This window comes from Nostoc sp. FACHB-888, from assembly GCF_014696655.1.
Classification (GTDB): domain Bacteria; phylum Cyanobacteriota; class Cyanobacteriia; order Cyanobacteriales; family Nostocaceae; genus Nostoc.
This window is the reverse complement of the sequence record NZ_JACJQM010000026.1, coordinates 1-26,235: the sequence shown is the minus strand read 5'-3', so window position 1 is coordinate 26,235 and position 26,235 is coordinate 1. Positions and strand designations below refer to the sequence as shown.

21 protein-coding genes are annotated in these 26,235 nt (G+C 40.4%); 7 read left to right on the top strand and 14 right to left on the bottom strand.

Annotated elements, in window-relative coordinates; translation table 11 throughout:
* Positions 1-529 precede the first annotated feature (529 nt).
* Positions 530-1,195, top strand: a complete 666-nt coding sequence (locus H6G26_RS17650; RefSeq protein WP_190730488.1) for a class I SAM-dependent methyltransferase — start codon at positions 530-532, stop codon at positions 1,193-1,195.
* Between the two features lie 203 nt (positions 1,196-1,398).
* On the opposite strand, the gene purU is transcribed toward H6G26_RS17650, so the two are convergent.
* The 5 genes from purU to H6G26_RS17625 form a co-directional block, all read right to left on the bottom strand.
* Positions 1,399-2,253: a formyltetrahydrofolate deformylase gene (gene purU / locus H6G26_RS17645; RefSeq protein ID WP_190730487.1), complete on the bottom strand. Its 855-nt coding sequence runs from the start codon at positions 2,251-2,253 to the stop codon at positions 1,399-1,401.
* A gap of 26 nt (positions 2,254-2,279) precedes the next feature.
* Positions 2,280-2,903: a DUF4340 domain-containing protein gene (locus tag H6G26_RS17640; RefSeq protein WP_190730486.1), complete on the bottom strand. Its 624-nt coding sequence runs from the start codon at positions 2,901-2,903 to the stop codon at positions 2,280-2,282.
* Between the two features lie 70 nt (positions 2,904-2,973).
* Complete coding sequence (locus H6G26_RS17635; RefSeq protein ID WP_190730485.1) at positions 2,974-4,641, bottom strand: Gldg family protein; 1,668 nt, start codon at positions 4,639-4,641, stop codon at positions 2,974-2,976.
* A 245-nt stretch (positions 4,642-4,886) separates the two neighbouring features.
* On the bottom strand, positions 4,887-5,699 hold the full coding sequence (locus H6G26_RS17630; protein ID WP_190730484.1) for an ABC transporter permease: 813 nt from the start codon (positions 5,697-5,699) through the stop codon (positions 4,887-4,889).
* Positions 5,700-6,704, bottom strand: coding sequence for an ABC transporter ATP-binding protein (locus tag H6G26_RS17625; protein ID WP_190730483.1), 1,005 nt, complete (start codon positions 6,702-6,704; stop codon positions 5,700-5,702).
* A gap of 156 nt (positions 6,705-6,860) precedes the next feature.
* Between H6G26_RS17625 and H6G26_RS17620 the strand changes: the two genes are divergently transcribed.
* Positions 6,861-7,772: a pentapeptide repeat-containing protein gene (locus H6G26_RS17620; RefSeq protein ID WP_190730482.1), complete on the top strand. Its 912-nt coding sequence runs from the start codon at positions 6,861-6,863 to the stop codon at positions 7,770-7,772.
* Between the two features lie 361 nt (positions 7,773-8,133).
* On the opposite strand, the gene H6G26_RS17615 is transcribed toward H6G26_RS17620, so the two are convergent.
* From H6G26_RS17615 to H6G26_RS17605, 3 genes are all read right to left on the bottom strand, one after another.
* On the bottom strand, positions 8,134-9,870 hold the full coding sequence (locus tag H6G26_RS17615) for a diflavin flavoprotein (protein WP_190730481.1): 1,737 nt from the start codon (positions 9,868-9,870) through the stop codon (positions 8,134-8,136).
* Positions 9,871-10,041: 171 nt separating this feature from the next.
* The gene (locus tag H6G26_RS17610) at positions 10,042-10,554 is read right to left on the bottom strand and encodes a phosphate-starvation-inducible PsiE family protein (RefSeq protein WP_190730480.1); all 513 of its coding nucleotides are present in this window, start codon (positions 10,552-10,554) and stop codon (positions 10,042-10,044) included.
* 83 nt (positions 10,555-10,637) lie between these two features.
* Complete coding sequence (locus tag H6G26_RS17605) at positions 10,638-12,368, bottom strand: diflavin flavoprotein (protein WP_190730479.1); 1,731 nt, start codon at positions 12,366-12,368, stop codon at positions 10,638-10,640.
* A 220-nt stretch (positions 12,369-12,588) separates the two neighbouring features.
* Between H6G26_RS17605 and H6G26_RS17600 the strand changes: the two genes are divergently transcribed.
* The gene (locus H6G26_RS17600) at positions 12,589-13,572 is read left to right on the top strand and encodes a pyridoxal-phosphate dependent enzyme (RefSeq protein WP_190730478.1); all 984 of its coding nucleotides are present in this window, start codon (positions 12,589-12,591) and stop codon (positions 13,570-13,572) included.
* Between the two features lie 108 nt (positions 13,573-13,680).
* Positions 13,681-15,462, top strand: a complete 1,782-nt coding sequence (locus H6G26_RS17595) for a DUF262 domain-containing protein (protein ID WP_190730477.1) — start codon at positions 13,681-13,683, stop codon at positions 15,460-15,462.
* A 191-nt stretch (positions 15,463-15,653) separates the two neighbouring features.
* Here the strand turns inward: H6G26_RS17595 and H6G26_RS17590 are convergent, their stop codons facing one another.
* A complete protein-coding gene (locus H6G26_RS17590; RefSeq protein WP_190730476.1) occupies positions 15,654-15,914 on the bottom strand; it encodes a hypothetical protein in 261 nt (86 codons plus the stop codon).
* Positions 15,915-16,372: 458 nt separating this feature from the next.
* Here H6G26_RS17590 and H6G26_RS17585 point away from each other — a divergent pair, with 458 nt between their 5' ends.
* Complete coding sequence (locus H6G26_RS17585; protein WP_190730475.1) at positions 16,373-18,433, top strand: tetratricopeptide repeat protein; 2,061 nt, start codon at positions 16,373-16,375, stop codon at positions 18,431-18,433.
* Between the two features lie 57 nt (positions 18,434-18,490).
* Here H6G26_RS17585 and H6G26_RS17580 read toward each other — a convergent pair whose 3' ends face one another.
* From H6G26_RS17580 to H6G26_RS17565, 4 genes are all read right to left on the bottom strand, one after another.
* On the bottom strand, positions 18,491-19,294 hold the full coding sequence (locus tag H6G26_RS17580; RefSeq protein ID WP_242053776.1) for a hypothetical protein: 804 nt from the start codon (positions 19,292-19,294) through the stop codon (positions 18,491-18,493).
* 84 nt (positions 19,295-19,378) lie between these two features.
* On the bottom strand, positions 19,379-20,911 hold the full coding sequence (locus H6G26_RS17575; protein ID WP_190730544.1) for a DUF1565 domain-containing protein: 1,533 nt from the start codon (positions 20,909-20,911) through the stop codon (positions 19,379-19,381).
* Between the two features lie 753 nt (positions 20,912-21,664).
* Positions 21,665-22,195: a pentapeptide repeat-containing protein gene (locus H6G26_RS17570; RefSeq protein ID WP_190730474.1), complete on the bottom strand. Its 531-nt coding sequence runs from the start codon at positions 22,193-22,195 to the stop codon at positions 21,665-21,667.
* A gap of 378 nt (positions 22,196-22,573) precedes the next feature.
* Positions 22,574-23,968: a TldD/PmbA family protein gene (locus H6G26_RS17565; protein WP_190730473.1), complete on the bottom strand. Its 1,395-nt coding sequence runs from the start codon at positions 23,966-23,968 to the stop codon at positions 22,574-22,576.
* A gap of 311 nt (positions 23,969-24,279) precedes the next feature.
* Between H6G26_RS17565 and H6G26_RS17560 the strand changes: the two genes are divergently transcribed.
* The gene (locus tag H6G26_RS17560; protein WP_190730472.1) at positions 24,280-24,594 is read left to right on the top strand and encodes an RNA-binding protein; all 315 of its coding nucleotides are present in this window, start codon (positions 24,280-24,282) and stop codon (positions 24,592-24,594) included.
* 120 nt (positions 24,595-24,714) lie between these two features.
* Entirely contained in the window at positions 24,715-24,906 is a 192-nt protein-coding gene (gene rpsU, locus H6G26_RS17555) for a 30S ribosomal protein S21 (RefSeq protein WP_190730471.1), read from the top strand.
* A gap of 616 nt (positions 24,907-25,522) precedes the next feature.
* Here the strand turns inward: rpsU and H6G26_RS17550 are convergent.
* On the bottom strand, positions 25,523-25,687 hold the full coding sequence (locus H6G26_RS17550; RefSeq protein ID WP_190730470.1) for a CopG family transcriptional regulator: 165 nt from the start codon (positions 25,685-25,687) through the stop codon (positions 25,523-25,525).
* Positions 25,688-26,235: the final 548 nt, after the last annotated feature.

The window sequence follows — 26,235 nt, the reverse complement described above, 5'->3', positions numbered from 1 at the left end:
GGGGGCTAATGCGTACTTCAACAACGCCCATACGCATTTAATATTCCTGTTGCAGCAAATGCCAAACCTAATTATTAATATTTATTTCCATAAAAAAATCCTCTGCTAATAATTAGTAGAAATAGTTATTTTTGTAAATCACTTAATAGATAGTGTTTTACAAGAGGAATTTACTTAGGTGGTAGCCCCTGATAACAAAACCCTTGAAGTCGTTTATCTTTGTACAATTTAACTTGGTTAATCAGAGTCGGGTTGCCATTTTGGCAGGTTTTTAAACTTCCTAATTGCTCATGAACTTTATACACCAGAATACATGAAAATTTTTCTTGTCCAGTCCCTAATTCCCTTTGTTTTTAGCTTAAGCCTCAAGTTTTGTTAATTGAGATCGTAGGTAGTACAGGACGGGGGAAATAGGCAGACTATTAAAAAGTGCTAAACAGCTTATTCCATAATACTTTTGACTTCCGCCTTACGGTACTAGTATTTGGCGATAGTATAACTGTAGATTCTTCCAAGTCTGTCATTTACCATGCCAAAACAGTCTATAGGTCTTGATAACCAACTCTATAATTACCTTTTGTCCGTTTCGCTACGAGAACCGGAGATTCTTTTGAAATTGCGCCAAGAAACCGCCAGCCATCCCAGAGGCACAATGCAGATTTCACCAGAACAAGGGCAGTTTATGAGACTGCTGGTACAGCTCATTGGAGCGAAGAAAACCTTGGAAGTTGGTGTATTTACTGGTTATAGCTCACTCTCAGTTGCCTTAGTGCTTCCTGATGATGGCAAGATTATCGCTGCTGATGTGAGTGAAGAATTTACTGCGATCGCACGCCGCTATTGGCAGCAAGCCGGGGTTGCCGATAAAATCGATCTGCGATTGGCACCAGCTTTAGAAACTTTAGATCATCTATTAGCAACTGGCCAAGCCGAGACATTTGATTTTGCTTTTATTGATGCTGATAAAGAAAATTATGATGGATATTATGAGCGATCGCTGAAATTAATTCGTCCAGGTGGATTGATTGCTATTGATAATGTTTTATGGTCAGGACAAGTTGCTGATCCGCAAAATCAAGATGAAAGTACCCAATCAATTCGGGCACTCAACGAGAAGTTACATCATGACGAACGGGTTACTCTCTCTCTCGTCCCCATCGCCGATGGACTAACTTTAGCTATCAAGCGATATTAGTATAGTTTGATTCCTAATTGCTTCTAAATTACGACTTAGGCACTGTACAAATGCATTGTAATGTGAATTAACGAGCTTGAGGAAGTTTTCAGGCTTTTCTTAATTCTCTTGCGATGCCTACGGCGGTAAACTACGTAAATAGACCATGCTGTACGGGCACGGCAATGCCTGCCCTTACCGACGTATTTTGCGGCTTTAGCAGATTACTCAAATACTACTGTTCTATTACCATAGACTAATACACGATTTTGCAAGTGCGATCGCACCGCTCTTGCTAATACAACTCTCTCCAAATCTTTGCCTTTTCTCACCAAATCATCAACTTCATCACGGTGACTAACTCGCACCACATCCTGTTCAATAATTGGGCCTGCATCTAAATCAGCAGTAGCATAATGAGCAGTTGCACCAATAATTTTCACACCGCGTTCAAAAGCTCGATGATAAGGATTTGCTCCGATAAAAGCTGGTAAAAATGAATGATGTATGTTAATAATTTGCGGAAATTGACTAATAAAATCTGCACTAACAATCTGCATATATTTAGCCAATACAACTAAATCTATTTTGTACTTGCGTAATAATTCTAATTGTTGGGTTTCTTGTTCTGCTTTATTATCTTTATTAATAGGAATATGCTGGAAGTCAATATTAAATTGCTCTGCAACTACCTTTAAATTAGAATGGTTACTAATAATTAAAGGAATTTCAGCAATAAATTCTTTAGCACGTTGTCGCCAAATTAAGTCAAATAGACAATGGTCTTGCCGACTTACCCAAATAGCAATGCGTGGTACTGTGTCAGAAAAATGTATTTCCCACTTCGCGCCTAATGGTTGAGCAATCGCATTAAATGCAGGAGCAATAAATTCTCGTGGCAAATTAAACCCATCTAACTGCCATTCAATACGCGTAAGGAATAACCCAGCAGCAAAATCTGTATGCTGATCTGCATGGATAATATTACCACCATTAGAATAGATGAAATTGGCAAATTTCGCCACCAATCCCCGTTGATCAGGGCAAGAAATCAGCAATGTTGCTGTTGGATTTGTCATAATAATATTGCCAGATTTTGAATTAATTATTTGCTGTTTGTCGGAGTCGGTTTAAGAATAGTGAGTGGAGGAAGTTTCTGACTATTATCTACAGATTGTTTCCACTCTGATAGTTCCCGATTTACGGCATTTGCAAAATCTGTAGATACCAACAGCACATTTATATTTCCATCGGGTTTAGCAGTCGGGTCAGCTTGAGCATACAAGAAACGACCATTAAAGTTAGATTTACCCAATAGCAACTGATGGCTTTGTCGGTTTTTCAAGGTGATATTGATGGTTGCTTGGGGTTGATCTAGGGCGAATTCTTTAAGCTCTTTTGCTGGAGTTGATAAGGTTTGATCGCTATTACCTTTGACCAACAAATCCATTAAATAAGAAACAATAGCATCATTTGCTGGGCCCGATACCGGAGATTTGATTAGCCACTTAGGGTTACTAGATTCAGGGTTACGTTCCAGATTCAGAGTGAGTTTTTTTGTCGTGACTGTTAAAGACTGTACATTATCTTCCCCAAAAGAGAAAATTTTCTGCTTTTGCTCTTTGGTTTCTTCTCGCACAGTTGCACCCCGAATTTCATAGAAGTAAACAAAACCACCTAAACCCAGCGTTAGCAGTATCAAAATTAAAGTCGTTTTCGGCAATTTCATTTTTTAGTCATTTGTCATTTGTCATTGGTAAAGAGTTAGTATTCATAACTCCTAATCCCTAACTTTTTTCTTATCGTCGTTTCCACCAAATAATAACTGCGATCGCAAACCCAATTAAAGGTAAAAGCAACAGAGATGACAATATTAGAAGATTGCCTTGTGTGGTTGTCAGGGTTATCCGACGGTTTTTTGGTTCTTTGGGGCGAATGGAAAGGGGTTGCTGATCCTGTTGACTCAGCCAAGTAACTGAGTTGAGGAATACATCTCCATTTAATTGCTGTTGAAACAAGCCATCGGTGGCGAAATCAGAATTTCCTAAAACCACTAAACGGGACTCGATGGCTGTTTGAGATGAGGAAGTAGGGGAAGGAGTCGGGGCAGGGGAGGCAGGGGGAGTGGGGGAAGCCTTGCTTTGAGTGGTTGGTAATCGTAGGGGTGAAGGTGTCGGTGTAGCTTGAGGAGTGGAAGCAGATTTAGCTGCTTGTTTTCTTGTTAAGGCAACGCCCAAGGTTAAAGGCCCTTTGAGGTCTTTACCCTCATTAAACTCCAACTTTTCGCTTTGGAGGTCGCTTTCTGCCCAACTGTTGGGGTAGGGTTTAGTTCGTAGCAAAGGAGTAGCCTCAACACCAGGCACAGAGGTAATTTCCAGTGGTCGGGCAATCGGATAAAAAGAATTACCGTTACCGAAATCTTTGGTAATCGGATGTTCTCCATATTCTGTGACTAAGGGTGCAGCAGGGCCAAGTCCAACCACGCTTTCGCCAGAGATATCAACTGCTAAACGATTATCTAGACGAACACCCCACTCTTGTAGCAAGCTGTCAACTTTGGGATCGGTATTAGGATCAATCATCAGCAGTAAATTACCACCGCGATTAAGATACTCTTGCAAAGCTTTAACTTCGCCTTCAAACAGCCCTCGCTTGGGGCCAGCCACTATCACTACAGCCGCATCTTGAGGAACTTTAGAAGTTTCTCCTAAATTTAACGGTGATGTTGTGAAATTTTTGTCGCCTAATCCCTGAACAGCTTGTGATATTGCACCTTTACCAGCAGAAAGTTGACGTTCGCCGTGACCTTGAAGTAAATAAGCTTTGGCTGTGGTTGAACTTGTTAGTTGTTGCAGGCGACTAGTTAATCTAATTTCTGACAAGCGCTCATTTTGATTTACTGTTTGCACTAATTGCCGTTTATCGCCAGATTCTAAGTAAACTTCTCCGTAATCTTTGACACCAAACTTTTCTGCAAGTCCTGGTCTAGCTTGCGGGTCGATGTACTCAAATTGAAATTTTGAGCTTTGTCTCTGATAATTTTCAAGCAGTTCTCGGTCTTGGGGATTTTGGTTAATATCAAACACCCACACTTTAACTGCCTGTGGCAAAGCCCTCACTAGTTCCCGTGACTGGGGCGCAAGAGTAAACAATTGACTTTCTGTTAAGTCTGCCCGCAAGTGATAACGAGTTCCCAAAAAGTTAATCAATCCTAAAATTGCCAACACTGCCAGAGTTGCCACCAAGGCATTAGTCCCAGCTTGTGTAGAACGACGTTTCCACCAACTACTCTTGTAGCTTTGCCATATTATCCCCAATCCACTGATCACAATTCCTGTAATCAAAAATGCTAATGTAATTAGTCCCCACTGTTCAGAGACTAACCCAATTGTTAAGCCGACAGCAATTAGGAATGGACCTAACCAAAACAGATATTTCCACAGTTTATTTTTTGCAACTATCTTCATATTATTAGACTAAAGTGAGGAGTCAGGAGTTAGGAATTATGAGTTATAAGTTTGAACTCCTCTCTCCTAACTTTTTATTCATAACTTATATAACTACTACACTACAGCGTAAATAAACCACCCATTTCAAATGGTCAAAAAGTCTGCCCTATAAGCTTTTTGACTTTTGAATTTTGAACGCCAGTTGCTTCAAGTCGGCAGAGCCGCCCAACGCACTGGCTCCTTTTGACTTCCGCCATGTGGTACTATTGCCTTTGAAAGCGCAGTGCATCAATTGATTGAGCAGTGAGAAAAATGCCCAAAAAAATGTAACTGGCGAATAAAATTAAGGCGCTGGTATCAAAAATACCTTGAATTAAAGTGTTGTAATGTTTCAGTAACGACAGATAACCTAATGCTTCGCCCACGGGGCCAGGGACAATTTTGGCGATTAAATCAATCAATAACAATAATAAAATTACTGCAAAGGTGAAGACGGCAGACAGAATTGTGCTGTCTGTTAAAGAAGAAATAAACATTCCTACAGATAAAATTGCTGCTGCTAGCAAGATTAATCCAAAATGACCCAGCAAGGGAATTGAGAACGCTATTGGTGGATTTGATCCACTGATTGCGATCGCTTCTAACACTAACATGGGTAAAACCATCGTGGTAAAAAATGTTAGCACGCCCAATAACTTACCTACAGCTACCGCCCAATTGGTGATTGGTGAAGTGGCTAATAGTTCTAAAGTGCCGCGCTTACGTTCTTCGGCATAGAGTCCCATCGAGAGAATTGGCAGGATAAATAACAATAGCCAACCCATGCGATCCAAGAATGCCCGGATAAATTCGTAGGGGACATCTATCGGCGGTGTTGGCACTCCCAGTTGTTGCCCTTGTGCATCTATTGCCGCGACTCCTAGCAAAATGCCATCTGGCCCTAGCAAAATCATCACGAAGAATAACCCGGCGATGAACCAAAATATGCCTGCGATCGCATAAGCTAAAGGCGATACAAAATAACTCTGTAACTCTCGGCGATAAATGGCAATAATATTACTCAGCACTACACCCATTTATGCTGCTTCTCCTTCTTTGTCTGCTGCTAAGTCTACCTCAGTCTCGAAATTCTTTTCTTCTGTGGTTAGTTGCAAGAATACATCCTCTAAGGTAGCGTTAACTCGCTTCAATTCATGTAAGCCAAAGCCTGCACGCACTAATGTTGCAACAATATCCTTTCCTGGTTCTTTTCCCGGTTGCGATATTACCCGCAAATAAGCGCGGTTTTCCTGGGGTTGATGGCCTCCAGTTGTCGGAATTGATTCTATCAGACTCACACCCGCGACATTTTGCAATACTTGTTTCGCTAGGGCAGCTTCTCCTTCTATTTCCAACTCATACCCTGAACCACCTGTCAACTGAGTCATCAAGTTTTCTGGTGTATTAGTGGCCACAACTTTGCCGCGATTGATGATGGCGACGCGGCTACAAGTCATGCTCACTTCTGGCAAAATGTGCGTAGAAAGAATAATTGTGTGAGTACCAGCAAGGCTTTTGATTAAATTCCGCACCTCAATTATTTGTCGAGGATCGAGTCCAACGGTGGGTTCATCGAGAATGATTGCTGGTGGATCGTGGACGATTGCTTGAGCAATTCCTACTCTTTGGCGGTATCCTTTAGAGAGTTTGCGAATAATCACCCGCCGCTTATCTTCTAAGTTGCAGCGTTCGATAGCGGCTGTTACCTTGTTGGGGCGATCGCCTGCTGATACTCCCTTAATTCGGGCGACAAAATGCAAAAATCCTTCCACCGTCATGTCTGGATATAACGGCGGTGTTTCCGGTAAATAACCAATGCGTTGGCGTACAGCCAGAGAATTTTCATGGACATCATAACCAGCAATTCGGGCGTTTCCATTAGTTGCCGGTAGATAACCAGCCAGAATTCTCATGGTTGTGGTTTTACCAGCGCCATTGGGGCCCAACAACCCTAAAATTTCCCCAGGTTCGACGCTAAAAGTGACATCGGTAATCGCTGGGGTGGAACCGTATATTTTACTTAGATGCTCAACTTCGATCATCGGTATAGTGGCGATCGCAATTTATAGAATACCCAACAATCTTAGATCACGATATTGGGTATGGGGGACTGGCACTAAGATTCGCCGATAATGGGTAAAGTTCCTGAAAAATCTCTTTGTATCAAAATAATTGATAATTCATAATTGAATATCTATATGAAATTAAAAAAACTAATTGCATCAGTTATATTAATTAGTTTTCTTTCTGGTTGTACAGATTGTGAGGCTAAAAGAACTGCAAATCTCAATCAAATAAAGCAGTTGCTGACAACTAAAAAATGTCCTAAGTGTGATTTAGGTGGTGCAGATTTAAAAAATGCTGATTTAGCTGGAGCAGATTTAAGAGAAGCTGAACTGACAGATGCTAAATTAGATGGTGCAAATTTACAAGGTGCTGATCTACGCCAAGCAGAGATGCGATGGATTGTGATATCTGAAGATCATGGAGAATCGGGATTTTCAGAAATTGGTGATATTGATTTTAGTTGTAATGCAAACTATCAAGTTTCGTTAAATAACGTTAACTTACAATTGGCTAACTTATCTAATACTAATCTGTCTGGTTTATTTATTTCTGATAGTAATCTCCGTGCTGCGAATTTAAGTAGTGCTAACTTAAAAAGTATCTACCTTTCAGATGTAGATTTAGCGGGAGCAAATCTAAATAATGCTAATTTATCTTATGTCAGCTTTCATAATGTCAATCTTCAATCAGCAAACTTACAAAATGCTGATTTCACCTATAGTGAATTAACCTTCTCAGACTTAAGAGATATAAATTTAAGTGGTGTTAGATTAAATGTCGCAAAATTAAATGGAGTAGATTTAAGAGGTGCTAACCTCCGTGATGTTGACTTGACTCAAAGTAATGTAGATAGAGCAGATTTTCGTCATGCTAAAAATCTAACGATCGAGCAGATTAAATCGGCAGAAAATTGGCAAGAAGCAGTATATGACGACGAATTTCGCGCCAAACTAGGGCTACCTGCTTGCAAGGCTAGGTTAGGAGAATATTTTGAGAGACCTTTTATTTTTAGTAAAATTAAGAAAGGATGTTTTCAAAGATAATCAGCTAAATTTTGGATAATTCATAAAAATAGTCAAGTGATGCAATAGACTCTTAGCCCCCCTTTTTAAGAGGATCTTTGAAAAGTCCTATTGTCGGTATCAAAAGTTTTAGATCCCCCTAAATCCCCCTTAAAAAGGGCAGGGCTGTTTCATTCCCTCAAAAGCTCAAAAAAGACTTGTGTTCTGAACCAAAGCCCTCGCGTTCTGAACGAAAGCCCTCGTGTTCTGAACGAAAGCCCTCGTGTTCTGAACGAAAGCCTTCGTGTTCTGAACGAAAACCCTCGTGTTCTGAACGAAAGCACTTGTGTGTACACCGTAGCCTCTTAGGAGAGAGGTTTTCCACATACTGTGAAAAATCAGATTAATAATAGCTGCCTGATTTACGATGTTCTAAAGCAGTGACACCTTCATTTTCCAACACTTCACCGTGATCGATGACGGCATAAATTAACCATCGATCGCCACATTCAAGCTGATTTTGCACTGTACATTCTAAATAGGCTAATGCCTCATTTAAAATCAAACAACCATTAAGAGCAGTTTTTGTGTCAAGATTCGCAAAAGGATTATCGCCTAAAGTGCTGTGACGAGAAAAATACCGTCGGACATTTCTTCCTTCTTTAAGGATATTCAGCACAAATTTATCACCAGGATGATGCATTAAATCTGCATTCTGCTCGTTAGCGATCGCAATCATAATTCCTGGCGGGTTAAAAGTTGCCTGCGATACCCAAGAAGTTAAAACCCCTTTGTGAGTTTCTTCATCACGAGTTGTCACAACACACAAAGAACCAATGATCCGCCCCACAGCTTGTTCAGTACGATCTACATGGGTTTCTGTCACAACCTGGCGGGAAGAACGCAGTTTTTTAGTTTTCTTCAAGTTTTGGGCAAACAAAGCGCCTGCTTCTTGACACTGCTGAAGAATCTCAGGAGTAGGACTGAAACGCACCCGAAGTGTTTCAAATCCTAGTTGATAATTAGCATCTTTGAGCTTGCTTTCGATTAAATCTATTGCCTCACCACTCCAACCGTAAGAACCAAACACCCCAGCTAACTTAGTTTTAGCCGCCACCGAGAGAACTATTCCTAAAGCAGTTTGAATTTGAGTTGGTGCATGGCCGCCTAAAGTGGGCGAACCGATAATCAAGCCATCGCAAGTTTCTACAATGCGGTTAATCTCCGCAGAATCGGCTAGTTCACAATTGATTGATTCTACATTAACTCCATTTTGGATCAAACCTTGAGCGATCGCATTCGCCATAATTGCCGTATTTCCATAAGCAGAAGCATAAAGCAAAGCGACACTCAATTCTTGAGATTTTTGCCCTTGACACCATTGACGGTAATCATAAGTAAAACGGCTGAGGCTGTAACGGACAACTGGCCCGTGTGCTGGAGCATAACATCTGGCTCCCAAAACTGACAATTTATCTAAGGCTACTTCAACTTGTTTAGCTTGGGGTGCATGGAGACATTCAAAATAGTAACGACGTTCCGCATCTAATCCCTTCCAATCTTCATCAAATAAAGTATCTTCGCAAATATGAGCGCCAAAAAGTTTATCTGTGTAGAGAATTTTTGTTGCAGAATCATAAGTACAAAGTCCATCTGCCCACCGGGGAGTTGGTACAGTGATAAATGATAGAAGATGTCCTTGTCCTAAATCTAAAGTATCCCCCGATCGCACCACTTGAATACGTGACTCCAATTCGGGAAAGGCAGTTTTGAGAGCATTGGCGGCGGGGCGAGAACAAATTATAGTGGCTTGAGGAACTTGAGAGAGCAATACTTGCAGAGTTGCGCTGCGGTTTGGGTTGACATGGCTGAGAACAATGTAATCTAAGGTAGTGAAGTCTAAATGTTGTGCAAGTTGCTGAAGGTAAATTTCGGTAAAAGATTCACCAGGAGGGTCAATTAAAGCCTTTTTATCAGCTTGAATTAGATAAGAATTCGCTGTAGTTCCCCGTTGGCGGGAATACTCCACCTCAAATTTTAATCTGTCCCAAGTCCGCGATCGCAGAATCAGAGTATTTTTACCAATTTCAACAACTTGTACATCTCTGCTATGGTTGGGTGTTAATGTGGCAGCAGACATAATAACCTCTGTTAATAGTGGGGAATTGGGAATTGCGAATTGGGAATGGGGAATTGGGCATTGGGCATTGAAAAGAGGCAGAGGGGCGGGGTGCTGCTCTTGCTGAGGGGGAAAATTCTTCTCCCTTGCTCCCTGCACCCCTGCTTCTTCCCCACTCCCCATTCCCTCTTTTTAATGACCATTGTTTTGTATTAATTCAGACTTGGCTCGGCTTCTATAGCGTTTAGATACTTCTTGTTCGGGATCGATACCTTCAAAGGTAGGGGGTAGCCAAACTCGGAGGAACAGTAGTACTCCCAGGACTAATAAAAAGGCACAAGTTGCTAAAACTTGACTCCAACTTGTTTCTAGAACACCTTTAACAATTACTTCTCGCAAGGCGGAAACGATGGAAACTTCAACAGCTACCCCAATAGATACTCGATGTTCCTGTAAGTAAATAATCAGTAGTCGGAATAGCTCAACTAAGATAAGTAAAAAGAGAATATCGGCAGTAACAGCATGAAAATCTAGAGGCGGAAGTAAGGAGAGAAACATATCTCTCACCTGAAGCACCATGAAGCTAAATAAACCGATACACAAAGAAATTACAATCACATCTTGGATAAATTCCAAGGTTCGCACGACGCGCCCACGATTAATTTCGTACATGGTAATCGGGGTATTTTCAACAGATTTATACATATTTGTAGGGAGTGGGGAGTTGGGAGTTAGGGAGTGGGGAGAAAGGGGAAAATAATGACCAATGACCAATGACAAATGACAATTTAGTAATGATTACCAATTTTGCGGTGATGAGCGGCAGTAAGTGCATGTAGGTTGGCAACTCTTCCAGTTTGGACTGTGCTATAAATTACCCAATGATCTCCACAATCCATGCGGCTAGTAATTTCACATTCCATGTAAGCCAAAGCTTCAGCTAAAACGGGCGATTCATTTTTCGCTGGATATGTTTTCACTCCAGCAAAACGGTCTGCACCAGGAGCAAAACGTTTCAGGAAATGTTTCATTAATCCTTGATATTTGCCTTCTTCTAAAACGTTTAAAACAAAGCGATCGCCAACGTGCATCAAGGATTCAATTGCCCGATCTTTGGATACTGCGATCGCTACTCCTAAAGGCTCAAGACTCGCTTGTGTCAACCAAGAAGCAAACATTGCGCTCTGAATTTCTCCTTTTTTGGCGGTGATAATATACAATCCTGTGCTAATCCGCCCTAAAGCTTTTTCTAGCTCGGTATTGATAGATTTGATTTGTTTAATGGTGCGATCGCGGGTTAACCATTGGCCCATATCTGTCCCCGCTTCATCACAAAGTTGTTCCGTTGCTTGTGTAGGAGTTTCTTTAACTAAGATAGGAGGAAAAGCTTCAGTTAATCCTAGTTCTTGAAATTTATTACGTAAAGGATAAACAGGTTCATCTTCTCCACCTCCCGACTCTAATAAACCAATTGCCTGCTTCTTGTGAACAGCAGCTAAAATTGTACTTAAAGCAGCTTGAATCATCACCGAAGATTGGGGTGGCATTGCAATTACTAGACCAGAGGCTTGTGCAACTAATTCTCGAACTTCTTGAGGCTCCGCACTATTGAGGTCTACTAATTCTATTGCCACACCTGTTTTCGTGCATCCATGTGCTATGGAACGGACTAAATGCTCGCTATACCCGTAATCTTCAACATAAAATAGAGCCACTAATGTCTCTGTTTTTGCTTGTTCTAAACTCCAGTTTTGATAGCGTCCGAGCCATTCGGAGATATAATGTTGTAATAAAGGGCCATGCCCTGTGGCAACTGTTCTTATATCTAACTTTTCAATCCGCTTTAAAGCTGCCAAGACAGATCGGGCATTTGGGCCCATGAGACAATCATAGTAATAGTGAAAATCTTCCTCTATTAAAGTAATATTTTCATCATAGGTGTGGTCATCACAGTAGTGCATTCCAAACACATCGCAAGTGTAGAGAGTGCAAGTTTTGTGATCATAAGTCAAGATTGTGTCAGGCCAGTGTAAATTAGGTGCAGAGATAAATTCTAATTCGTGTCCGTTGCCTAAATCTAAGCGCTCTCCACTTTTCACCTGCATTGATTTAAAAGGCTGGTGAACCATATTTTCTAAAAATTGAATAGCCACCTTTGCACCGACAACAGTAATTGAGGGAGCTAATTGCAAAATATCTTTCACTAAGCCACTGTGGTCTGGTTCCGTGTGGCTGATAATCAAATAGTCTATTTTAGCCGGATCAATTAATCCCGCCACTACCTCAAGATATAATTCCTCAAACTTGCGGTGAGATGTGTCAACTAAAGCAACTTTTTCTCCCTGAATTAAGAAAGAATTATAGGTTGTACCATTCCGTAAACCAAACTCGATATCAAAACGTTCTCGATCCCAGTCGAGACAACGGATAGCTGTAGTTTGAGGAGCAATTTCAACAGTTTCAATTGTCAAACGTCCTGGATTGGGAATAACTTGAGCAAGCTGTGTGAGTGCAACCATTTCTTTTCTCCAAAAAGAATATTATCTGGAGCGAGTGTTATGTTCCTTATATTTACCTGAAATACTCAATTAGTAAAATGCCAATTTCTAAAGCTAATCATCAGAAAGATTTATTGCTCATTTTGATTGATTTACCATTGAATTACTCAATGTTTATCATTACTTTTATGTTCACTAATGAGCGTGAGAGAATGTAAATTATAAGTTAGAATGTTGACACGTGTCGTTAACCTTTATTGCTCCTCCCATACAACAAATCAACAGCAAAATCGCCCGTAACGCAGGTGTTGATCTGTATGTACTACGCCTCGATCTCATGCACCCGTTCGTTAACGGCAACAAGTGGTTCAAGCTGAAATACAATCTTTTGGACGCTAAAGAGAAAAATTTCACAACGCTGCTAACCTTTGGCGGCGCTTATTCCAATCACATCTATGCAACTGCGGCGGCTGGTAATCTTTTCGGTTTTCGCACCATCGGCGTAATTCGTGGCGAGGAGAGGCTACCGTTGAATCCTACGCTGAGTTTTGCTGTACAACAGGGTATGCAGATTGTATACCTAAACCGTGAGATGTATCGACAGCGCAACACACCAGCGTTAGAGGAATATCTGCAACAACGTTTCGGCGAGGTATTTATTATTCCCGAAGGTGGGGGTAATTTAAATGGTGTGCGCGGCTGTACAGAGATAATTGCTGATGCGATGCCTACGGTGGTCACTGAGCTTTGTCGAAGTGCTGGCTACACCTACGCATTTGATCATATATGCGTAGCCTGCGGTACAGCCACCACACTAGCAGGTATTGCGCTTTCGTTGCATGAAGGACAAAGAGCGATCGCTTTTCCAGTATTGAAAAATGGCGCATTTCTTGCACCACAAATCGAAAGTTTATTGACAAATTACCTCGCTTTTGGTTTACCCTCACCATATAGTTCTCCCGCTTCCTGGGAATTGGTATGTGATTACCACTTCGGCGGCTATGCAAAGGTGAACAATGAGTTACTACTATTCAGCCAGCAGTTCACAGAGCAACATGGCGTACCCCTCGATTACGTATATACCGCCAAAATGTTTTACGGAGTGATGGATTTACTAAAGCAGGGATTTTTTTGTAAAGGCGATCGCTTGTTACTAGTACACACAGGCGGTTTACAGGGCAACATTGGCATGGAAGAAAGGTTGCAGAGATTTTCTCAAATCTAAGTTGCCACTTAATTAAATATCAGTTACCTTTGTATGGAATTTTACTAAAACAAGTTAAATTCACACACCAATCTTGATATTTACTCAACGTTAGGTAAGGTTAACTCAATGTTTACATCTACTGAACGCATTAAGCCGGATGCTCAGAGTATTCCTCTCTATTTGGAAAATCTTCTCTCACATAAGTATCAAATTCCAACCTTTCAACGAGATGTTGTCTGGGAGAAAGAGAATGTAAAAAAACTTTGGGATAGTATTTATAAGTTTTATCCTTTAGGAAGTATTCTAATTTGGAAAACTAATACAAAGCTAGAAAGTCATAGAGAAATAGGTGGTATAAAATTTGCTGATAATTTTTACTCTAATGAGTATCAGTACATTTTAGATGGACAACAAAGAACAACTTCTTTATTAACATCAATACATGGAGGTAAAATTGCTAATAACGAAAATTTTGATCCAACACTATATATAGATTTGACTATTGAACTTACTGATGCAACTGATGACACAAGCTATGCAAAAAGGTTTTTATTTTGGGACGAAATCGATGATAGGGATGGTCAGCTAAAAGCAAATATTGGTAAAAAACAACGTTATCAAGATAAACTAATTGTCAGCTTAATAGATATAATTAAAGACCGTGGGGAAATAGAAAGAAATATTTATGTAAGTGTTAATGGACAATTCGATCATCCTTATATGCAACAATTTAGGAGAATCAGGGAAGTTTTGGCTAATTACAAAATTTCCTTTATTGAGTTACGAGGTATTGAAGTTGCAGAGGTATGCCAAATATTTGAGCGGATTAATCAAGCTGGCAAACTTTTGAATATCTTTGATATTGTGGTAGCTAAGACCTTTCGTTCTGAAAATAAGACAAATAATATCTCTGGGTTCTATCTTAGGGAATTATTTGATAAATTTAAAAAAACTATTTCTAGTAGTCAATATGCCAGTATTGATAATTGGACATTGCTCCAGATGCTAGCTGTAGTGGTAAAACTTGAATTTCCCGAAGCTGGGATACAAAATATTACTGATATGTATCTTAATAAGCTAAAAACAGAACATATTGAAGCTGTATGGTCTAATTTTAAAATAGCCGTTGCTAAAACTTTTGATTTCTTTGATAATATCTTGCATATTAAAGGTGGAAGATTAATCCCTTACCGATATTTATACCTGACTATCACAGCATACTTTTATCGTAATGATAAACCAGATTATAGTTTTTTAACTAAGTATTTTTGGTATTATAGTTTTCATAATGCAGAGTTAATAACAAACACTACTCACCTCTGGGAACATATATACTTTGTTAATCAACAAAAGGCTAATAGTACTTACTCGTTCAATCAATTTGATATTGATAAGAATTCGATAAGAAAATCTTTTTACAGTTATAGAGGTCGTTTATCCAGAGCAATACTATCACTTTATGCAAACCACAAACCGCAGGATTGGGCAAAACCTCATAGAGATGTTTTGTCTGATATTTATTATCTACTAACAGATAAGCCTAACTTGCACCACATATTTCCGGTTAACTTTATTAAACAAAGTGGTATTGCTAGTCAAATAGAATGTGACAGCTTGATGAATATTGCCTATCTGTCTCAAATAACTAATTTGAAAATTAGCGATAAAAATCCATTAGATTATCTGAAAGAATATGACGAACCTGGTTTAGAGGCGGTGCTACACTCTCATCTTATACCGACAATTATTCTTGAATGGTCAAGAGCCGATGCACTTCCTGAAAACGCTCTAACCCTTTTTATTGAAGAAAGAGTAAATCTTTTATTAGAGGCTTTGAGGCTGAAGTTAGACGGGATTGAGTTTAATGTTTTTGATATGGGCAATCGCACAGATAATATCTATTCCTAAATAAACACTTTTCCAGAAAAGAGGCATTGCTGGGTGAATATATGAATTTGCTCCACACACTTGCTTCTGTGTGTTGCCTATTTCCCTATTCCCTATTGCCTCAAGAGCTTGGAATACAATTATGTGTGATTTTTGACTTCCTCGGCTCAACTGAGCTTCGCCGAACGTCCTTGCGGTACTAGTTGCTAAAATCACGCATGGAGATTTGCTTGTTCCTGCAACCAAGGATCTACAGGTTGCCCATCTTTACGGCGTAATTCAATTTCTACTACCATTACTTCTTTTGAACCAGGAGGCGCGGGCTTTTTATGGAAAATAATCTCATAATCTTCTGGATTATGTTTGCGTTCTTTCAACCATTCCTGTACCTTGGTTGTGGCAAAAAATGATTGCCCTTGCTCAAACATTCGGGTAATCTGCAATTGTAGTGTATAAGGATTTATGCGACCCATTTTTTACCACCTTTGTTAAGTAAATTTTACAACAAGTAATCTGATTACCATAGATAATCTAATGTTAGTGCGAAGTAAGCAAACTTGCACTTTGCATACTGTCATCTGTAGGAACAAACCCAGAACCTAATTCAGTGAATAGTTTAAGAAAGCGTCGATGTTTCTGTAATCTGTCATCCACAGGTTGATAAGTTTTATTTGTGCTGCTTGGTTTTTGAAGTCTTTGGCAGTAGCTACAACTTAGCAATGTTATAATAATATCTCACAAAAAGAATGTTAAAAAATTGACTGCATTCCATCACTGAAGTTTTACGTACACTAAGAGGCGAGGGAACGCATTAGTTAAGGATTATTAAGCATTTTTCACTGCCTCTACAACATTTAACTACTTAATTCTGTTATAGATTGGAAAGAGGCACGCCGCTTCAAAAACTGACCAACAGACTCAGATGGTTGTTATGAAGAGCAAAAATCAAGCTATTTTCGCATTAATTGTAAAAAGCACTATTGTCTTTTTCCCTTTAGTGCTACCTGCTACTATTGCCAGTGGGAAATCTGCACCATTAGCCCCCCCAACACTAAGCCCTACTCCAGTCTTATCGAATCAAGAACGGGAAGAATTGACGCGATTACGAGCCGAAAAGCAAGTTCAATCTGATTTAAGGAGGGCTTTTAACCGTACAACTATTCTAATGAATATCTGGCTAGTTATATTAAGTCTATTTCCAGTCGCAATCATTGCTTTATTTTGGCTTCTGCGACGGGTGGTAATCCGTGAAATTGTTGATAGTGCAATGCAACAAATACACGGAATGGAAAATCTACAAAATCAGCTAACCACTGTTAAGCAAGAGGCTGAAAATGTTATTCAAGAAGCTAAAAAAATTAATCATGAATTAGAGCAGGAAAAGACTGCTTTACAACAAAAAATTAAAAATGAACAAGAAGAAAATGTATCCATCCTTACTTCTGAGCTAGCTATAGCTAAAGCACAAGTATTAAGTACATTAGAAACTGAACTCAAAAAATCTCAAGAAAATATAGAAAATTTAGAATCAAAATTTGCTTCTGGGCTATCTAAGTTAGAGTTTGATGCTCAACAACAAAAAGATATAGCACTAGAAAATCTAGGAAAATTAGCATCTGTGATGGCAGAGGAACTTTCTAAGTTAAGTTTAGGCGTGCAGCAACAGCAAGAACTAGCTGTTACTGATTTAGAAGTATCAAGGTCTGAGTTCACATCTCAACTTTCTGAATGGCAGTCTGATGCTCAAAGCCAAAAGGATATAGCTATTGAAAATCTAACAAAGTTGCAGTTAGAATTTGCTGAAAAAGTATCTGAATTCCAGAGAGATGCTCAAAAAGAAAAAGAGATTGCATTTGAGAACTTTGGAATATTAAATAAAGAATTTAAATCTCAATTATCTAAATTCCAGGTAGATGCTCAAGAGCAAAAGAATAAAATTGTTGAAAGTTTAGCCGCATTACAGTCAGACTTTGCTGAACAACTGTCGGAATTACAAGTAGATGCTCAAAAGCGCAAAGAGTTAATTATTGAGAATTTAGAAAAATCTGGTTCTGAGTTTAGTTCGCAATTCTCAGATTTACAATGGAATGCTCAACAACAAAAAATTCTCATTTTGGAGAAGTTAGAAAGATTAGAAACTGAGTTTGTCTCTCAACTCTCTGAGTTACAATTGGATGCCCAAGAAAGAAAGGATCTCATACTTCAAGAACTAACTGAAATAACACCTGAATCTATCTTACAGGCGGTGAATCATGAAGTTGAGGAAGAAATACAGGAACAGCCACAACAACCTGAATTCACTGCTGATGAGTATGTAAAACAGGGAGATGAACTGTTTTCTGTAAGGCGCTATGAAGATGCGATCGCAGCTTACAACCAAGCGCTTAAAATTCAACCTGATGAACCTGTGGCTTGGTTAAAACGAGGTCTAACTCTCGGAAGGTTGAAACGTTACAAAGATGCGATCGCTTCTTATGATAGAGCTATTAAGATTCAACCAGATTATCATCAAGCTTGGTGCGATCGCGGCGTTGCTTTTGGGAACTTACAACAGCATCAGCAAGCCTTTACCTCATTTGACAAAGCTACACAAATCAAGCCTGATGATGCAATTGCTTGGTTGAATCGCGGTCTTTCTTTAGTAACATTGGAACAATACGAAGAGGCAATAGCTTCTTTTGATAAAGCCTTGGAATTCCAACCCAACTCTCCCAAAATCTGGGATAAACGCGGTTATACTTTGGTGAGATTGGGACGCGATGATGAAGCGATCGCTAGTTTTAACAAAGCGTTAGAAATTAAGCCAGATTATGCCAGTGCCTATTACAACAAAGCAGCCTGTTACGCACTGCAAAGACAAGTTGAACTATCTCTGCTAACTCTACAACAAGCAATTGAACTTAATCCCAGGTATAAAGAAGACGCAGCAACTGACCTAGATTTTGATGATATTGCCGATGATGAGCGTTTCAAGCAGTTAGTTGCGGAATAAAAACCTAATTGGGCATTGGGCATTGTTATTCTTCTTGTCCCCTTGTCCCCCTGCTCCCTACTCCCCAGTCCCCCCAACTGGCGTATTCCGTTCGCCAGACATCGCTTTGAGTTTAGATGTAAAAGACTCAGAGCTACCGCTTTTTTCTGGAGTAAACTGCCCGATTGGGGCATGAATAGGAGCAGGTGGGAGCAGTTTTGGCTTTCGTTGATGAGGAATTGGTGATGGTGAAGGCGGTATTTCTTGTGAAGCTTGCCTTTGGCTGACAGCAGACGATAACTGAAGCGTTGTTGAAGAAGCAAATTTTCCAGAAAGGGGAGACTTCAGGACAGTTTTATTGTCCCTAGCTTCCTCCTTACCTTCTTCACCTAAAGATGTTTTTTGTTCGTAACTTTTCAGTTGTAGAGTTGCAGTATTGTTTCTTTGATAGCCGTTGCCAATCTTAGCAGGTGGTAATTCAGGACTCGTAACTTTTTCTACAATAGGGTTTTTCTTGGCTAGCGGTAAGACTGGAGCAGGCGATGAGGTTAAACTTTGGGGAAACTTGCTACAAATCATCCGTTCAAATTCCATGTTGAAATGATATGTAGCCTGATCCCGGCGCTGCCAAAATACTAAAATTTGCTGCACGGAAACAGCTTTATAGCGACCTTGATATAGTGCCTCAATCACTGCCAGGTGTAGCCAATTAAGCGGGTATTGCGTTTGCCAACGCTCAACTAGCTCATTGGCAGTATAGCCACTGAGATCGAAACTATAGTTAATTAATAAGGCGATCGCTAAGTTGGCAGAGGTGTCTGGAAGTGTTGTTAACATGGAACTATTAGCTTTAGGCAATAGGTCTAAGATTTTGTCACCCATCGCATATTAGCCTAGCGTGCTTTTAACTACATGGTTTTTTCCACGAGTTAGTAAGCCAATAGGCAGTGTTTCCTATTTTACTTGTCAACTCCTAGAATGCAACCCCACATAGGCTGATTTAATCGCAGATGTTCGCCCAATGGCGACTAATGCCTGATAAACCATTGCTGCAACTTCGGCGCGTGTTGCTGGACATGAAGGTGCAAGTAGTTGGGGATCTGGATAGTTGGCAACTATTCCTCCTTGTGTGGCAGTGGCAACAGCTTTTCGGGCATAGTCGGGAATGGTATGGCGATCGCTATATACTTCTAAAACATCGCTCTCAACAGCTGGTAGTCCCAAACCGTTTACGAGGGAGACAATCACCTGTAGTCGTTGCACATTTTGGTCAGGGCGAAAAGTACGATCGCTAAATCCGCCAACAAAGCCACCACTAGCCGCGATTTGGATAGCGCTATAAGCCCAAAAATCTTTAGGTACGTCGGTAAAATCAGGTGCTGGAATTTTGGGAAATGGGTTAAAAGCGATCGTTACTAGAGTTGCATACTGGGCGCGAGTCATAGGTTTATCTAGCTGGTAGCTTCCATCGGCAAAAGCATGAGTTAAATCCATGCTGACTAATGCCTGAATAAATGGTTCTGCCCAATGTCCATCTAGTTGAAGAGACGTGGGGAGTTTTTGCGATGGGGATTTTGTTGGATTATCACAGGAATTGGTGTTAACCGCTACTTCATTGCTTGGGATCAATTCGACTAAGCCTTTGACTAAAGCAGGATTTAATTGATTACCTACGGAAACTAGCTTTTGTGTAGTGGCATTGTATAAATCAAATTCATTATTATCACGAAAAATATTATCGGCGGGATCTTCGGTATTACCTAAGTCAGGGATCGCATTGCCATTGACTAATAGGCCACCTTGGGTATTTTTAGCAATCAGATTTTGACGCAGTACAGGTTGGGCGTTGCGAGAAAGTGCGATCGCGGTACGATTTTCTGATAATTTGTTATTTGCGATCGCAGGGGCGGCAAAGTCACTAATTACTATGCCTAAAGGGTTTCTTTCAAATAGATTCCGCAGTACTTCTCCCTGGCTATGACCTGCCATTACTAACCCACTTGCAGTATTTTGTACAAATATGTTATCTAAAATTACCGATTTGGCAGTGCCGGCGGTAAATACACCTTCCCGCCCACAGTCCTTCAAAGTATTGTTAGCTAAAGTAGGTGCAGCCGATTCAATCCAGATACCAGTACCTTTGGCTGAGTTATTCATGACAGTTACACCCAAAACACTGGCATTATTTAGTAAGAGAAGCGTGATATTTTGCATACCAAAGCTGGGGCTTTGATACTCGCCACTTCCGGAAATTACAATCTCTATACCTTTGTTCGCTTCGTTACCCACCACTGTCGCCCCTTCAGGGACGATCAGTGGGAACACCTCACCATTAGCAGCGCTGTAAGTCCCCGATTCAAGATGAATTCTCGTAAGTATTCTGGTTACTTTTAAAGCACGGGTGAGGGTTTTAAACGGACTCAACCGTGAACCAGTATTGGTATCATTCCCTGTCATAGGGTTGACATAGAGTGTGACGACGAGGGTAGAGTTCACCATTGATAGTTGAGAGTCAATTTTTTTAATTATGACAATCATAAATAACACTACTTGTAGCAAACTTTTTCAAAGTAGTATTTTTGTCTATAAAAATATATCCACATTACTTTTTCTTGTAAGCAGATAATCTATACACACAAGTTATATATTTTGATCTCGGCGTTCCAAGTTCTAAGTTTGAAGTTCCAAGTTTTCAGAACAATCCAAATATTTTTTTAGGGCGCTGTCTTAGCCACACAGTCATTCCCTTAGCAAAGAGCGATGTTTAATGACAAGACTACTCCCGTTAGCGCGGCGTCCCGCTCTTAAGGAGAATTCCTGATAGACAGAAACCTGCGCTCCAAAGAAGTTGGAACTTTTAGAGCTTCCGGCCCTGCTTTATAGAAATAGATGCAATAAATATTCACCTACCTCAAAGCCTCTCTCCTTCTAAAAGAAAGACTTTAAGGCTTACTCCCCAACGCTAGCAGGCTATCCATTACCTGGATCTTTCTTAAGATTTGCGAAAGCTTCACTCAGGTTTTTATAACCCTATTCGTTCGTTATTGATTCTCAATAAAAACGCAGTTTGAGCGAAAGTATTAAACACAAATTTGTCAAGTATGCCTAACCCCTCAGTTTTGAAAATAGTTATAAAATCAGGGTTTCAAGATTGTAAAGAAAGATGTGGGTAACGCATAGCTTTTAATTTTAGATAAAGTCGAGCTTATATCCCGTCGTTATAGCCGATACTTCATTTAGCGACGGGGAATATTACACATTCTCATCCAGAATTGTTCCTTCTATATTGGCTCCAGACAAATTTGCTCCGCTCAAATTTGTCTGGTTTAAATCTGCTTGGGTGAGGTTTGCTTGGGATAAGTCGGCTACAGTTAAGTCTGCACCGCTCAAATCGGCTCCATCTAAATTCGCTCCTATCAAACTAGCTTCTTGCAAATCTGCTTCACTCAAGTTAGTTTCAATCAGTTTAGCAACCGTCAAATCAGCCTGACTCAAATTAGCTCCATCCAAGATGGCTCCATCCAAGATAGCTCCATCCAAGATAGCTCCCCTTAAGTTGCTACCACCGAGGTTAGCATTGCTCAAATCTGCTCCATTCAAGTCTGCTTCAATCAAACTAGCTTGGGCTAAATTAGCGTGACTCAGATTAGCTCCATCTAAAATTGCTCTATCTAAAATTACGCCACTGAGATTGGCTTGCCTTAAGTTTACCTCGCTCAAGTTGACACCAGTAAAGTCTCTGACACCTGCGGCATAGTTTTTCAGGAGTTGATCTACTTTCATATCTGTCGCTGTGTTAAGGAACGTTTAATTGAGGTTATTCAGCTTACTCAGACAGGCAGTAAATCCCCAGCACGCGCCACAGAGGATTCGTGTAGTGAATCAAACCGGAGTGAATATCGAATCACTTTTGTCTAGATTAGCCATCCTCAACTACCAGCGCTACTATCTAGAGTTGTGATTTATTTTCATACTTAGGAGGGATGTTGAGGAATTTAAAAATTTAAGCAATAGTGCAAAGCGATCACTATACTCAATTGTGGTGTTCATCTGGCAGAGGTTATGGCAAAACCAATTCGTATTCTTCACTTTCTGGCTAGCAAATTGATTTTTTTGATTAATTGCCGCGATACCCAAAATATTGGGTATCGCGGCGGGTGTTTACGTTTCTCCACCAACCACTACATCTCGAATTCGTAGACTAGGGCCACCACAACCTACTGACAAACCGTTTTGCCCTCCTTTTCCACAACCACCGGATTCATCCCAGTAAAAATCATCACCAATTGCCTCAATATCCGCTAATGTTTGGAATACATTTCCCGAAAGCGTTACATCTCGTACAGGTTCAGCAATTTTGCCGTTTCTAATCATCCACGCTTCCCCAGCACTAAAGGTGAACATTTCTCCATTCGTCATCCCACCTAACCAATTGCGGGCATACACTCCTTCTTTAATATCGGTGAATAAATCTTTGACTGGTGTTTTACCCCGTTCAATCCAGGTATTTGTCATCCGCACAATGGGAGTAAAGTGATAGTTGAGGCAGCGAGCGTTACCTGTAGGCGCTTCCTCCAATTTGCCAGCAGTTTCACGAGAATGTAAACGTCCAACTAAAACTCCATCTTTAATTAATTGAGTAGTAGTACCAGGCGTGCCTTCATCATCGTAAAAATAGCTTCCGCGATGTCCCTCTGGAGCAGCACCATCCAAAATTTGGAGTTCTTCTGGGCCAAACCGCCGCCCAATGGTCATAACTTCCAACAGATCGGGGTTTTCGTAAGCCATATCGGCCTCAGAAAGATGTCCAAAAGCTTCGTGGACAAACAAACCCGTTAAAATTGGATCAATGACTACGGTATAAGTATTGCCTTTCACCGATGGCAGAGATAAAGCTGCGATCGCTCTTTGAGCTGCACTTTTGACCTGTTCATCTAAATCAGTTAAATCTTCGTAAGCTTTGCGAGAGCCAGTAGTTTCCCGTCCAGTTTGCACGGTTTCGCCATTTTTGGCGGTAGCCGCAAAGCGCATTTCCATATCCACCCAAGATTGCTCGATCAAAGTGCCTTCGGAGGTAGCAATGATCACTTTTTGGGCGCTGTCACCGTAACGCACCGAAGTAGTAGTAATCCGGCGATCAACGCTTTTGAGCAATTCAGTATAGCGATCGCACAATTGTTTTTTCTTCGACAGTGGGATTTTTCGGGGATCGGTGCCTTTTAGGGGTAGAATGCATACTGCTTGCACCGGGTCAATAGGTGCAAGTAAAGTTTCTTCATCACCAACCATCCGCGCAGCCGCGATCGCTTCTTCTATCCGATCCTTAATTGTCGCTAGCTGGTTAAAGCAGCTCAAACCCCACCCACCTTTATAACAGGCGCGAATATGTCCACCAATGGAGATGCCTTCACTAAGGGTTTCTACCTTGTCGCCACGCAACAAGATATCAGTTCCTTCTGCTTCTTCAAGGCGGATCATTAGATAATCTACACGCTTTGAGTAGCGGGCGATCAGGTCAGAAATTAAATTTTGTGCGTCAGCAAGTGTACTCGGCATTTCCAGGTAGTAACAATGACGAACTGCATTTATTTTGCAATTATTTGGGGAATATCTGCTACTCAATGTCGGAACTGCCTATGAATTTATCACCTAGAATATGTTTGAGAAGCCTGTAAGGCGATCACTGACTCTTATTACTTCCTTTTTAGGATAGGTTAAGAACTGAATGATGTGCTAAGGTAATTAAGTGAGAATAAAATTCGGTTACAGCGTTTGTTTTTAGTATTGACAGGCTTTTCCCTTTTGGTCTTAACAAGCTTGTCTCCGAAATCTAAATCTCTACACACCTATGATTTTGGAGATAACGCATGTCAATTTATGTAGGTAATCTATCCTACGAGGTCACACAAGAAGACCTCACCTCTGTTTTTGCCGAACATGGTTCTGTAAAACGGGTTCAGTTACCTACTGACCGTGAAACAGGCCGTCCACGCGGTTTTGCTTTCGTAGAAATGGGTACAGAAGCTGAAGAAACAGCTGCCATTGAAGCTCTTGATGGTGCTGAGTGGATGGGACGTGATCTCAAAGTTAACAAGGCTAAACCCAAGGAAGATAGAGGTGGTTCCTTTGGTGGTGACCGTCGCGGCGGTGGTGGTGGTGGATACTCTCGAGGACGCTACTAAGCTTTAAGATTAAAAATTAAGTTTTAACGTCTTAAGGGCAGAATCATTATCTGCCCTTTTTGCTCTCCGGTCTACTGGATGGCTTGAAATTGCCCAGTACCAATTAAGTAGGAGATGAAAATGACCCAAGTATTTGTGGGCGAAAATGAAGGGATTGAGTCAGCCTTACGTCGCTTTAAAAGGGAAGTTTCTAAAGCAGGTATTTTTCCAGACATGAGAAAGCATCGTCACTTTGAAACACCTTTGGAAAAACACAAGCGCAAAGAAGTCGCAAGGCACAAACAACGTAAAAGAAATTTCCGTCGCGATTGAAAAGAAGTAATATCTACGGTAACCTACGCTTACGCACTCTCTCATTAGATTTTTAGCTATCGAAGAGGTGATCGCTACACTCCTGTATGTAAATCTAAAGGGTAGGTTCTGACAAAGCCATCACTGATCTATGGGATGGACAATGTAAATAATGTTGTGTCCCCCAACTGACATAAAACTTTTTATGGTTATTTCCAGGGTGGCGATCGCTACTTTGGGCGGGTAATATGCTACTTTCTACCCTTCTCCTGACGGAGAAGGGTAGAAAGTAGCATGGAAAACGCAAATTGACCGGACTGCTGAGATAGAGATTGAGCATACATCCACTCCCAAAAGCGATCGCAGCTTATTGAGTAATTCGTCGAGCTGAAGGGGTTTGGGCAGGAATGCTGTTGCTCCTGCCCCTAAACTCCGCTAGTGATTTTCCTAGAATACGTTGGCACTAAAGACGATGAAAATAGAACAGATTAGCAGATGCTTGTAGCTGAACTATAGCTCAAAGCCATCCATATTGTGCATGACTAAATAAACATCACTGATAACTGTGAAACACTATATTTTACTCAGGAATTGAGATGTGCTTATCATGATTTTGTTTTTTGTCCAGTATGATTTACTAGGTTTGAGACACTTTTTCCTCTTGAGTAGAAAGAGAGCGAATTAACTCCCGAATCACGTCCGTTGCTGGTCTCCCCGTCATTGAACAGTAATGTTCAAGCTTTTGTGCCTCACCTGATGTGAGATTGATTGTAAGTCGTTTAGCAGCCCATTTTTTATTCATGTAGTAGACAAACCAGCTATATTTTTAAATTACTTCTCTAATATCAGTCTTTTAAGCTGCTACTACAATGGTATAAGTAATGACATTTGAATTAAGTAATCATGAAGCAAGATATTACGTTTTTCTAAGCAATAGTGAAAATATAGGTTATATTCTCAAATATGAAGTTTAGCTACTTTTAGGGCAGTAATTAACAATAAAATGTAAAAGAAATATTAAAGTAAATAAACACAATAAGTATTCTCACCAAGTCACCAAAACATATGCCAATAATATATCAACAGCATATTTAATCACATTAAATGACATTCCTTACTTTTCTGCAATATGTAGCAGGGTATGTGCAATTTGGCGTTATCCATTACTGCAAATTTTCCACGCCTGCCTAGAAGTTTTTCAAAAACAAAAGCCTCCTGATTTATGAGGAGGCTTTTGTTTTTAAAATAAAACCTGGCATCGAGCTATTTTTGCGTAGGGCTACCCCTAAACTATCGTGGCCGCAGCAGCGTTTCACCTCTGAGTTCGGGAAGGGTTCAGTGTGGTTCCAC